The sequence below is a fragment of the Roseateles sp. genome, from assembly GCF_036486225.1.
In the GTDB taxonomy this organism is placed as follows: Bacteria; Pseudomonadota; Gammaproteobacteria; order Burkholderiales; family Burkholderiaceae_C; genus Roseateles.
Map to the genome: position 1 here is coordinate 1 of NZ_DASVNZ010000369.1, position 11,752 is coordinate 11,752.

Annotated in this window: 12 protein-coding genes and 1 tRNA gene; all 13 read right to left on the reverse strand. The window is 65.5% G+C overall.

The annotated features are described in order from the left end of the window. A partial coding sequence (gene nuoG, locus VF536_RS24085; protein WP_331617458.1) for an NADH-quinone oxidoreductase subunit NuoG occupies positions 1-1,394 on the reverse strand: 1,394 nt, incomplete at its 3' end. Positions 1,395-1,415: 21 nt separating this feature from the next. After that, the gene (nuoF, locus tag VF536_RS24090) at positions 1,416-2,813 is read right to left on the reverse strand and encodes an NADH-quinone oxidoreductase subunit NuoF (RefSeq protein WP_331617459.1); all 1,398 of its coding nucleotides are present in this window, start codon (positions 2,811-2,813) and stop codon (positions 1,416-1,418) included. Positions 2,814-2,825: 12 nt separating this feature from the next. Then, positions 2,826-3,356, reverse strand: a complete 531-nt coding sequence (gene nuoE / locus VF536_RS24095; RefSeq protein WP_331617461.1) for an NAD(P)H-dependent oxidoreductase subunit E — start codon at positions 3,354-3,356, stop codon at positions 2,826-2,828. Positions 3,357-3,367: 11 nt separating this feature from the next. Further along, the gene (locus VF536_RS24100; RefSeq protein WP_331617462.1) at positions 3,368-4,624 is read right to left on the reverse strand and encodes an NADH-quinone oxidoreductase subunit D; all 1,257 of its coding nucleotides are present in this window, start codon (positions 4,622-4,624) and stop codon (positions 3,368-3,370) included. A 2-nt stretch (positions 4,625-4,626) separates the two neighbouring features. Continuing rightward, positions 4,627-5,223, reverse strand: coding sequence for an NADH-quinone oxidoreductase subunit C (locus tag VF536_RS24105; protein ID WP_331617463.1), 597 nt, complete (start codon positions 5,221-5,223; stop codon positions 4,627-4,629). A gap of 19 nt (positions 5,224-5,242) precedes the next feature. Next, positions 5,243-5,719 carry a NuoB/complex I 20 kDa subunit family protein gene (locus VF536_RS24110; protein ID WP_067273441.1) on the reverse strand — a complete coding sequence of 159 codons (477 nt, stop codon included), beginning with the start codon at positions 5,717-5,719 and terminating at the stop codon, positions 5,243-5,245. A 183-nt stretch (positions 5,720-5,902) separates the two neighbouring features. After that, complete coding sequence (locus tag VF536_RS24115) at positions 5,903-6,262, reverse strand: NADH-quinone oxidoreductase subunit A (protein ID WP_088407453.1); 360 nt, start codon at positions 6,260-6,262, stop codon at positions 5,903-5,905. Between the two features lie 290 nt (positions 6,263-6,552). Beyond that, a tRNA-Leu gene (locus tag VF536_RS24120) sits at positions 6,553-6,637 on the reverse strand. A gap of 134 nt (positions 6,638-6,771) precedes the next feature. Beyond that, positions 6,772-7,164, reverse strand: a complete 393-nt coding sequence (gene secG / locus VF536_RS24125; RefSeq protein ID WP_088407454.1) for a preprotein translocase subunit SecG — start codon at positions 7,162-7,164, stop codon at positions 6,772-6,774. Positions 7,165-7,197: 33 nt separating this feature from the next. Then, positions 7,198-7,938: a triose-phosphate isomerase gene (gene tpiA, locus VF536_RS24130; protein ID WP_331617464.1), complete on the reverse strand. Its 741-nt coding sequence runs from the start codon at positions 7,936-7,938 to the stop codon at positions 7,198-7,200. 48 nt (positions 7,939-7,986) lie between these two features. Next, complete coding sequence (locus VF536_RS24135) at positions 7,987-8,973, reverse strand: NAD(P)H-quinone oxidoreductase (protein WP_331617466.1); 987 nt, start codon at positions 8,971-8,973, stop codon at positions 7,987-7,989. A 37-nt stretch (positions 8,974-9,010) separates the two neighbouring features. After that, complete coding sequence (pnp, locus tag VF536_RS24140; RefSeq protein WP_331617468.1) at positions 9,011-11,149, reverse strand: polyribonucleotide nucleotidyltransferase; 2,139 nt, start codon at positions 11,147-11,149, stop codon at positions 9,011-9,013. 304 nt (positions 11,150-11,453) lie between these two features. Continuing rightward, a complete protein-coding gene (gene rpsO / locus VF536_RS24145) occupies positions 11,454-11,723 on the reverse strand; it encodes a 30S ribosomal protein S15 (protein ID WP_067273461.1) in 270 nt (89 codons plus the stop codon). Positions 11,724-11,752: the final 29 nt, after the last annotated feature.

Here is an 11,752-nt window from a genome sequence, read left to right on the forward strand (position 1 = left end):
AGCGAAGCAGCAACTGCTTCAGCTTGGGCGGAAACCGCAGCGCCTTCGAAGCCGGCAGGAGCGGCAACGCCCTTGGCTTTCGCCACGGCGGCAACCACGCCGGACAGCGCTGCCAGCCAGTCGGACGGCGCAGCGATGATCTTGTTGGCGGTGTTGATCAGGTTTTCGTCGTTCGACGCATGCAGCACGGACAGCTGGCCGCCAGCCTTCACGGCCGCACGGATGCGGGTCGCGAACAGCGGGTGGTCCTTGCGCAGGAAGGAACCGACCACGAACACGCGTTGCAGCGTGCTCAGTTCAGCGATCGGCATGCCCAGCCATGGCTTCACTTCGCCGTCCAGCGCGAAATCGCTCTGGCGCAGGCGGAAGTCCACGTTCTCGGAACCCACGCCGTGCATCAGCTTCTTCAGCAGCGCCAGTTCTTCCACGGTGGAGTGCGCGGTGCCGTAGGCAGCCAGCGTATCCGCACCGTGTTCGTGCTTGATGTTCTTCAGGCCGTGCGCCACGTATTCCAGCGCGACTTGCCATTCAACTTCCTTCCACTCGCCGCCCTGCTTCAGCATCGGCTTGGTCAGGCGTTCTTCGGAGGTCAGGCCCTCGTAGGAGAAGCGGTCGCGGTCGGCGATCCAGCACTCGTTGACGGCTTCGTTCTCCAGCGGGACGACGCGCATCACTTCGTTGTTCTTGACCTGGACGATCAGGTTCGCGCCGGTCGAGTCATGCGGGCTGACGCTCTTGCGGCGCGACAGTTCCCAGGTGCGGGCGCTGTAGCGGAAGGGCTTGCTGGTCAGCGCGCCCACCGGGCAGATGTCGATCATGTTGCCCGACAGCTCCGAGTCCACGGTGCGGCCGACGAAGGTCTGGATCTCGCTGTGCTCGCCGCGGTGCGCCATGCCCAGTTCCATCACGCCGGAGATCTCCTGGCCGAAGCGGACGCAGCGGGTGTAGTGGATGCAGCGGCTCATCTCTTCCATCGAGATCAGTGGGCCGACGTTCTTGTGGAACACCACGCGCTTCTCTTCCGAGTAGCGCGAGGCGCTGGCGCCGTAACCGACGGCCAGATCCTGCAGCTGGCATTCGCCGCCCTGGTCGCAGATGGGGCAGTCCAGCGGGTGATTGATCAGCAGGAACTCCATCACGCCCTGCTGGGCCTTGATGGCTTTCTCGCTCTTGGTGCGCACGATCATGCCCTGCGTCACCGGCGTGGCACAGGCGGGCAGCGGCTTGGGCGCCTTCTCCACGTCCACCAGGCACATGCGGCAGTTGGCCGCGATGCTCAGCTTCTTGTGATAGCAGAAGTGCGGGATGTATGCGCCGGCCTTCTCGGCGGCATGCATCACCATGCTGCCTTCGGGCACTTCGACCTTCTGGCCGTCGAGTTCGATTTCAACCATAGTTCTTCTCAGCGGCTCCGATCAGGCGTGCGCCGGCGACTTCGCCGTGGCGGACGGGGACGACGCGGCAGGCGCCTTGTTCTGCTGGGCCTGTTCGATCATCGCGATGAACTCGCCCTTGAAGTGCTTCAGCATCGCGCGCACCGGCATCGCCGCGGCGTCGCCCAGCGCGCAGATGGTGCGGCCCTGGATGTTGTCGGCCACGGAGTTCAGCAGGTCGATGTCCTCGACGCGGCCCTTGCCGTGGGCGATGCGCTCGATCACGCGGTGCATCCAGCCCGTGCCTTCGCGGCAGGGCGTGCACTGGCCGCAGGACTCGTGCGCGTAGAAGTAGGACAGGCGCAGCAGGCTGGTGACCATGCAGCGGGTCTCGTCCATCACGATGACCGCGCCCGAGCCCAGCATGGAGCCGTTCTTGGCGATGGAGTCATAGTCCATCGTGCACTGCATCATGACGTCGGCCGGCAGCACCGGGGCGGACGAGCCGCCGGGGATGACCGCCTTGAGCTTGCGGCCGCCGCGCACGCCGCCGGCGAGCTCGAGCAGCTTCTCGAACGAGGTGCCCAGCGGGATCTCGTAGTTGCCCGGACGCTCGACGTCGCCGGAGATCGAGAAGATCTTGGTGCCGCCGTTGTTGGGCTTGCCGACTTCGAGGTAGGCCTGGCCGCCGTTGCGGATGATCCAGGGCACCGCCGCGAAGGTCTCGGTGTTGTTGATGGTGGTCGGCTTGCCGTACAGGCCGAACGAGGCCGGGAACGGCGGCTTGAAGCGCGGCTGGCCCTTCTTGCCTTCGAGCGATTCCAGCAGCGCGGTTTCCTCGCCGCAGATGTAGGCGCCGAAGCCGTGGTGGCCGTGCAGCTGGAAGCTGAAGTTGCTGCCCAGGATGTTGTCGCCCAGGTAGCCGGCCGCGCGGGCCTCTTCCAGCGCGGCTTCGAAGCGTTCGTACACCTCGAAGATCTCGCCGTGGATGTAGTTGTAGCCGACCTTGATGCCCATCGCGAACGCCGCGATCGCCATGCCTTCGATGACGATGTGCGGGTTGAACATCAGGATGTCGCGGTCCTTGCAGGTCCCGGGCTCACCCTCGTCGCTGTTGCAGACCAGGTACTTCGCACCCGGGAACTGGCGCGGCATGAAGCTCCACTTCAGGCCGGTCGGGAAACCCGCGCCGCCGCGGCCGCGCAGGCCGGAGGCCTTCACTTCGGCGATGACCTGGTCGGAGGTCATGCCCTGACCCTCGCCCTGGGCGAGGATCTTGCGCAGGGCCTGGTAGCCGCCGCGCGCTTCGTAGTCCTTCAGCGACCAGTTCTTGCCATCGAGGCCCGCGTAGATCTGCGGGGAGATGTTGCGGTCGTGGAAGCAGGTCTCGGCACCCGTGGCCTGCCACTTCGAGAGGTCGATGTTCGCGATGTTGGTCATCGTCCAGGTCCCTCAGTTCTTGTTGGCCGCGTGGTGGGCTCTCAGAGCCTCCACCAGCTCGTCCAGACGCTCGGTGCTCATGAAGCTGAGCATCTGGCGGTCGTTGACCAGCATCACCGGTGAGTCGGCGCAAGCGCCCAGGCACTCGCTCTGTTGCACGGTGAAGACGCCGTCGGCGGTCGTGCCGCCGGCCTCGACGCCCAGCTTCGAGCACAGGTGGTCCAGCGCCTTCTGGCCGTCGCGCAGCTGGCACGGCAGGTTGGTGCAGACGTTCAGCTTGAACAGGCCCAGCTTGCGCTGGTTGTACATGTTGTAGAAGGTCGTGACCTCGTAGACGGCGATCGCCGGCATGCCGAGGTACTGCGCGATCGCGTCTTCCGCCTCGCGGGACACGAAGCCCTGCTCCTGCTGGACGATGGACAGGCAGGCCATCACGGCCGACTGCGCCTGCTCGGCCGGGTACTTCGCGACTTCGCGCGCGAAGCGGGCCGCGGTGGCCTCGCTCAACACGAACCCGGTGCTCACAATTTCAGTGCTGCTCATGCGGTCACCACTCAACGGTCAATTTCACCGAACACGATGTCCATCGTGCCGATCACGGCCACCGCGTCGGCAATCATGTGTCCGCGGGCCATCTCGTCCAGCGCGGCCAGATGCGAATAACCCGGCGCGCGGATCTTCAGCCGGTACGGCTTGTTGGCGCCGTCGCTGATCAGGTAGATGCCGAACTCGCCCTTCGGGTGCTCGACCGATGCGTAGGCCTCGCCCTCGGGGACGCGGAAACCTTCGGTGAACAGCTTGAAGTGGTGGATCAGCTCTTCCATGCTGGTCTTCATCGCCACGCGGCTCGGAGGAGCGACCTTGTGGTTGTCGGTGATGACCGGACCCGGATTCGCCTTGAGCCACTTCACGCACTGCTGCACGATGCGGTTGGACTGGCGCATCTCCTCGACGCGCACGCAGTAGCGGTCGTAGGTATCGCCGTTGGTGCCGACCGGGATGTCGAAGTCCATCTTGCCGTAGACGTCGTAGGGCTGCGTCTTGCGCGTGTCCCACGCGATGCCGGAGCCGCGCAGCATCGGGCCGGTCAGGCCCAGGTTGAGCGCGCGCTCGGGCGTGACCACGCCGATGCCGACCGTGCGCTGCTTCCAGATGCGGTTGTCGGTCAGCAGCGTCTCGTAGTCGTCGACGTTGGCCGGGAAGCGGTTGCAGAAGTCCTCGATGAAGTCCAGCAGCGAGCCCTGGCGGTTCTCGTTGAGCTTGTCGATGGCCTTCTGGTTCTTGATCTTGCTGACCTTGTACTGCGGCATCGAGTCCGGCAGGTCGCGGTACACGCCGCCCGGACGGAAATAGGCCGCGTGCATGCGCGCGCCCGAGACCGCCTCGTACATGTCGAAGATGTCCTCACGCTCGCGGAAGCAGTAGATGAGGATGTTCATCGCGCCGCAGTCGATGCCGTGCGCGCCCAGCCAGAGCAGGTGGTTCAGGATGCGGGTCAGCTCGCCGAACATCACGCGGATGTACTGCGCGCGCTCCGGCACTTCCAGGCCGAGCATCTTCTCGATGGCCAGGCAGTACGCGTGCTCGTTGGACATCATCGACACGTAGTCGAGGCGGTCCATGTAGGGCAGCGACTGGATGAAGGTCTTGGTCTCGGCCAGCTTCTCGGTGGCGCGGTGCAGCAGGCCGAGGTGGGGGTCGGCGCGCTGGATCACTTCCCCGTCCAGCTCCAGCACCAGGCGCAGCACGCCGTGCGCGGCCGGATGCTGCGGGCCGAAGTTCAGGGTGTAGTTCTTGATTTCGGCTGGCATGCTCACAGGCCCCCGTAGTTGTCTTCGCGGATCACGCGCGGCGTGATCTCGCGCGGCTCGATGGTCACCGGCTGGTAGATCACGCGTTTCTGCTCGGGGTCGTAACGCATCTCGACATGGCCCGTCACCGGGAAGTCCTTGCGCATCGGGTGGCCGATGAAACCGTAGTCGGTCAGGATGCGACGAAGGTCTTCATGGCCTTCGAAGATGATCCCGTACATGTCGAAGGCTTCGCGCTCGAACCAGTTGGCGGCGTTCCAGATCGGCGTCACGGCGGCGACCGACGGGAAGTCGTCTTCCGGCGCGAAGACCTTCAGGCGCAGGCGCCAGTTCTTGTTGATCGACAGCAGGTGGGTGACGACGGCGAAGCGCGCGCCCTCGTAGGCGCCGTCCTTGTAGGCGGAGTAGTCCACGCCGCACAGGTCGATCAGCTGCTCGAAGCGCAGCTCCGAGTGGTCGCGCAGCAGCTTGGCGACGTTGAAGTAGTCCTTGGCCGCGACGGTGATCGTGATTTCGCCCAGCTCGCGCTTGAACGCGACGATCTGGTCGCCCAGCACGCTGTGCAGGGCCGCCTGCAGGGTGTCGAGTTTGAGGGTCATGAGGTCAACCTGCTTCTGCTCAGCGAGCGATGGTGTTCTCGCGGCGGATCTTGGCCTGCAGCTGCAGGATGCCGTAGAGCAGCGCCTCGGCGGTCGGCGGACAGCCCGGGACATAGACGTCGACCGGGACGATGCGGTCGCAGCCGCGGACCACCGAATAGCTGTAGTGGTAGTAGCCGCCGCCGTTGGCGCAGCTGCCCATCGAGAGCACCCAGCGCGGTTCGGCCATCTGGTCGTAGACCTTGCGCAGCGCCGGCGCCATCTTGTTGCACAGCGTGCCGGCCACGATCATCAGGTCGGACTGGCGCGGGCTGGGACGGAACAGCATGCCGAAGCGGTCGATGTCGTAGCGGGCGGCGCCCGCATGCATCATCTCGACCGCGCAGCAGGCAAGACCGAAGGTCATCGGCCACAACGAACCGGTCTTGGACCAGTTCACCAGCTTGTCCAGCTGGGTGGTCATGAAACCTTCCTTCATTACGCCTTCGTTACCCATATCGAATTCCCATCTTTCGAGATCAGCGGAGAAGGCACGTCGGACGGCGGTCGCTGCGTGAAAGCCACGCTAACGCCACGTTGACGCGTTGCCCTTCCCTAACGGACACGCGCCCTGAACGGGCGCCGTGTCCTGAAGCGTTCGCGGATCCGGCGCGTCATCGCGGATCCGCCCATCGGGTCGTCACTCCCAGTCGAGCGCGCCCTTCTTCCATTCGTAGGCAAAGCCCACGACCAGGATGCCCAGGAAGATCATCATCGCCCAGAAGCCCGTCGGACCGATCTCGCGCAGCGAGACCGCCCACGGGAACAGGAAGGCGATTTCCAGATCGAAGAGGATGAAGAGGATGGCGACGAGGTAGTAGCGCACGTCGAACTTCATGCGCGCGTCCTCGAAGGCCTCGAAGCCGCATTCGTAGGGGCTGTTCTTTGCCGCGTCAGGGCGACGCGGGCCCGCCAGGAAGCCCAGCACTTGAGGAGCGATACCCACTCCGCAACCGACCAGGATGAAAAGGATGACGGGCAGGTATTGTTCCAGGCTCACGACTTGCTCTCGTTGTATGGCCGGGATTAGATACTGCCGACCTTGAGCGGCAACACCATTTCCCGGCGTGTCACCGAAGATTGGCAGGCCAGGGCCGACCAACGATTCGGCAAAAGCAACGGGCGCGCCGCCAGCGATTATCCAATCGCTCACGGACCGCGCCCGCCTTGTCCTCTGGAAATTCGCACACCTGTTGTGCGCTGGAATTTCCCGAGTCCTCAACCTGCTTGATCGCTTGTCGATCCGGCTTTCCGGCTAGATCGCGAAGACCATGGCAGGCCGATTTATTCTGGTGCCGACGGCGAGACTCGAACTCGCACAGCTTTCGCCACTACCCCCTCAAGATAGCGTGTCTACCAATTTCACCACGTCGGCTTGTGATCACCTTTCAGTGATCTTGTCTTGACGGTTTGCGCTTCAGACAGCCTCGAATTCTATAGTGCTTTTCAAGCTCCAAAAGGAAACCAAAGCAATTTTGTCGAGGTGCTTGTGCTTGCCGCCCAGCCCTGTCAGTTCGACGCGCCGGAAGCAGCGGCCGAAGGCGCGGCTTGGGGAGCGATCGAGGCGCCCGGCAGCACCGCGGCCGAGGCCGGTGCCGACGGCACGGCGGCGCGTTCGAGCAGTTGCTCGCCCGCCGACGGACCCGAACCGATGCCGCCTTCGCGGTGGCTGCCCATGTAGGCCAGCGCCAGCGTGGACACGAAGAAGATGGTCGCCGCGACGGCCGTCGAGCGCGACAGGAAGTTCGCGCTGCCGGTGGCGCCGAACAGCGAGCCCGAGGCACCGCTGCCGAACGACGCGCCCATGTCGGCACCCTTGCCGTGCTGCACCAGCACCAGGCCGATCATTGCCAGGGCTGCAATCAGTTGCAGCACCAGCACCAGATTCATCATCACTTGCATTGCTATTTCTCCAGGAACCTTGAACGCCGGGCTTCAGCCGGCGGCGCGGCAGATCGCCGCGAAATCAACCGCCTTCAGCGCGGCGCCTCCGATGAGGCCGCCATCGATGTCCGGCTGCGCAAACAGTTGGGGGGCGTTGTCGGGCTTGACGCTGCCGCCGTACAGGATCTGCATCTGATCGGCCTTCTGCGTGGCCGCGCGCAGCTGCTGACGCAGCAGCGCATGGACCTGCTGGGCCTGCTCCGGCGTGGCCGTCAGGCCCGTGCCGATCGCCCAGACCGGCTCGTAGGCCACCACGATCTCGCCGATGCAGTGCGTCAGCGTGTGGATGACCGCCGCGAGCTGGCGCTTGACGACTTCCTCGGTGCGACCCGCTTCGCGCTCCGCCAGCGTCTCGCCGACGCAGACGATCGGCGTGACGCCGTGCGCCAGCGCGGCCTTGGCCTTGTCGGCGACCAGTTGGTCGCTTTCGGCGTGGTACGCGCGGCGCTCCGAGTGGCCGACGATGGCGTAGCGGCAACCCAGGTCCGCCAGCATGGCCGACGACACCTCGCCGGTGTAGGCGCCCTGCTCGTGCGTGGACACGTCCTGCGAACCGTACGCGAGCTGCGTGCCCGTCAGCCCGAGCGCCGTGTCCGTGATGTACGGGAACGGCACGCACACGGCGACCTGGGCGTTCCACGGACCCGCTTCCTTGAGGCCCGCCAGCAGCACGGCGTTGGACGCACGGGTGCCGTGCATCTTCCAGTTGCCGACCACCAGTTTCTTGCGCATCAGATCAACTCCCTTGAATCCGAAAAATCCTGCGGATGAGCGGACCGCTCACCAGCTCAGCACGATCTTGCCGACGTGCTCGCCCGATTCCATCAGCGCATGCGCCGCGGCGGCTTCCGACGCGGGCAACTGCCTGAAGATCACCGGCGAGATCGTCCGCGACTCGAGCAGCGGCCACACGCGCTCGCGCAGCGCGCGGGCGATGCCGGCCTTGAAGGCGATCGGACGCGGACGCAGCGTGGAGCCGGTGATCGTCAGCCGGCGGCGCAAGACCTGACCCGCATCGAACTCCGCCTTCACGCCACCCTGCACCGCGATGATCACGGCACGGCCGTCGTCGGCCAGGCACTGCACGTTGCGCGCGACATAGCTGCCGGCGACCATGTCCAGGATCACGTCGACGCCGCGACTGTTCGTGGCCGCCTTCACTTCCTCGACGAAGTCCTGGTCGCGATAGTTGATCGCGACGTCGGCGCCGAGCGCCAGGCAGGCCTTCGCCTTGTCCGCATTGCCGACGGTGACCAGCACCGTCGAGCCCAGCGCCTTCGCCAGCTGGATCGCCGTCACGCCGATGCCGCTGCTGCCGCCGTGGACCAGCAGGCTTTCGCCGGGCTGCAGGCGGGCGCGTTCGAAGACGTTGCTCCAGACGGTGAAGAAGGTTTCCGGCAGGCTCGCCGCCTCGACCATGCTCCAGCCCGCGGGCACCGGCAGGCACTGGGCCACCGGCGCGACGCAGAGCTCGGCATAACCGCCGCCCGCGACCAGCGCGCAGACCGCGTCGCCGACCTTCAGGCCGGCGGCGGCCAGCGCCTGGGCGTCACCCGACTCGACCGTGCCCGCGACTTCCAGACCTGGAAGATCGCTGGCACCGGCCGGCGCCGGATACGCGCCCTTGCGCTGCAGCACGTCCGGACGGTTGATGCCGTAGGCCTGCACGCGGATCAAGCATTCGCCAACCCCGGCGACGGGGTCGGCGCGCTCGACCAGCTGCAGGACCTCGGGTCCGCCGGGCTGGGTGATGGCGATCGCCTTCATGACCTGAAGTGGCGTGACGTGCCGGATGGCGGACCGATTACTCGGCCGAGCCTTCGCCGTGGCCGTGGTGCGGCGCCGGAGCGTCGCGGTCCAGCAGCGCCTTCATCGACAGCTTGATGCGGCCCTTCTCGTCGGTCTCCAGCACCTTGACCTTGACGATCTGACCTTCGCTCAGGAAGTCGGTGACCTTCTCGACGCGCTGGTGCGCGATCTGGCTGATGTGCAGCAGGCCGTCCTTGCCGGGCAGGATGTTGACCAGCGCGCCGAAGTCCAGGATCTTGGTGACCGGGCCTTCGTAGACCTTGCCGATCTCGGCTTCCGCGGTGATCTCGGCGATGCGCTTCTTGGCGATCTCGGCCTTGGCGCCGTCGGTCGACGCGATGGTGATCGTGCCGTCTTCGCCGATGTCGATCTGCGTGCCGGTCTCTTCGGTCAGCGCGCGGATGGTCGCGCCGCCCTTGCCGATCACGTCACGGATCTTCTCCGGATTGATCTTCATCGTGTACAGACGCGGCGCGAACTGCGAGATCTCGGCGTTGGCTTCGCCCTGGGCGCCGACCATGGCTTCCAGGATGTGCAGACGGGCTTCCTTGGCCTGCGCCAGGGCGACCTGCATGATTTCCTTGGTGATGCCCTGGATCTTGATGTCCATCTGCAGCGCGGTGATGCCCGAGGTCGTGCCGGCCACCTTGAAGTCCATGTCGCCCAGGTGATCTTCATCGCCCAGGATGTCGGTCAGCACGGCGAAGCGGTTGGCGTCCTTGATCAGGCCCATGGCGATGCCGGCGACGTGCGCCTTCAGGGGCACGCCGGCGTCCAGCAGCGACAGGCAGCCGCCGCAGACCGAAGCCATCGACGACGAGCCGTTGGACTCGGTGATTTCCGAGACCACGCGGATCGAGTACGGGAAGTCTTCCTTGGTCGGCAGCACGGCGACGAGTGCGCGCTTGGCCAGGCGGCCGTGGCCGATTTCGCGACGCTTCGGGCTGCCCACGCGACCGGTTTCGCCGGTGGCGAACGGGGGCATGTTGTAGTGCAGCATGAAGCGCTCGGAGTACTCGCCGGCCAGCGCGTCGATGGTCTGCGCGTCGCGGTCGGTGCCCAGCGTCGCGGCGACCAGCGCCTGCGTTTCGCCACGGGTGAACAGCGACGAGCCGTGGGCGCGCGGCAGCACGCCGTTGCGGATCTCGATGGCGCGGACGGTGCGGGTGTCGCGGCCGTCGATGCGCGGCTCGCCGGCCAGGATCTGGCCGCGCACGATGCGGGCTTCGATCTCGAACAGCAGGCCGTCGACTTCGACGCCGTCGAAGGCGGTGCCTTCAGCCGTCAGGGCGGCCTTGACCTTCGAGTAGGCCGAGCGGCAGGCTTCGGTACGGGCCTGCTTCGAACGGATCTGGTAGGCGGCGCGCAGCTCTTCTTCAGCCAGAGCGGTGACCTTGGCGATGAAGGCCTCATCCTTGGCCGGGGCAACCCAGTTCCAGGACGGCTTGCCGGCGTCGCGGACCAGGTCGTTGATCGCGGCGATGGCGGTCTTGCCCTGGTCGTGACCGAAGGTCACGGCGCCCAGCATGATGTCTTCGCTGAGCTGGTCGGCTTCGGACTCGACCATCAGCACGGCGGCTTCGGTGCCGGCGACGACCAGGTCCAGCTTGGAGTCGAGCAGCTGGGTCTTGCCCGGGTTCAGCACGTACTCGCCGTTGACGTAGCCCACGCGGGCGGCGCCGATCGGGCCGTTGAACGGGATGCCGGAGATGGCCAGCGCGGCGCTGGTGGCGATCAGGGCGGCGATGTCGGCCTGGACTTCAGGGTTCAGCGACACCGTGTGGATCACGACCTGGACTTCGTTGAAGAAGCCTTCCGGGAACAGCGGGCGGATCGGGCGGTCGATCAGGCGCGAGGTCAGGGTCTCGAGTTCGCTCGGACGGCCTTCACGCTTGAAGAAGCTGCCGGGGATCTTGCCGGCGGCGTAGGTCTTCTCGATGTAGTCGACGGTCAGCGGGAAGAAGTCCTGGCCCGCCTTCGGGGAGGACTTGGCGACGACGGTCGCCAGCACCACGGTGTCCTCGATGTTCACCAGCACGGCGCCGGAGGATTGACGGGCGATCTCGCCGGTCTCCATCACGACTTGATGTTGGCCCCATTGGAAGGTCTTCACGACCTTGTTGAACATGCTCATTCGAGTTCTCCTCAGTTCAGGGATGCGCCGCTCACGGTGCGGCACAAGGACCGGGAGTGAAACTGGGTTTGGCGGGATGCCATTCCAGAGCGGCTGCGGGTACCGGCTGCTGCCGGCGCACGCTTTGCAAACGCTTTGGAATGACACATCGGCGCCACGTCAGTTCACCTCCGTTGTGTGACCGGTCCGTGGACCGGTCGCGCCGCCGGCCGGAACACTCCGGCCGACAGCACGCAGAACACGCAGAAACGACAAAGAGCCTGTTGGAGTCAGACCAATCAGGCTCTTTGCTTTCATGCGCCGATTACTTGCGCAGACCCAGCTTCTGGATCAGGGCGGTGTAACGGTCGGCGTCCTTCTTCTTCAGGTAGGACAGCAGGCTCTTGCGCGCGTTGACCATCTTCAGCAGACCGCGACGGCCGTGGTGGTCCTTGGCGTGCAGCTTGAAGTGGGGGGTCAGTTCGTTGATGCGCGCGGTCAGCAGGGCCACTTGCACTTCCGGCGAGCCGGTGTCGTTGGCGCTGCGCGCGTTGGCCTTGACGATCTCGGCCTTGTTTTGGTCGAAGCTGGACATGATGCGTTCCTTGTTCCGGAATGATTCGG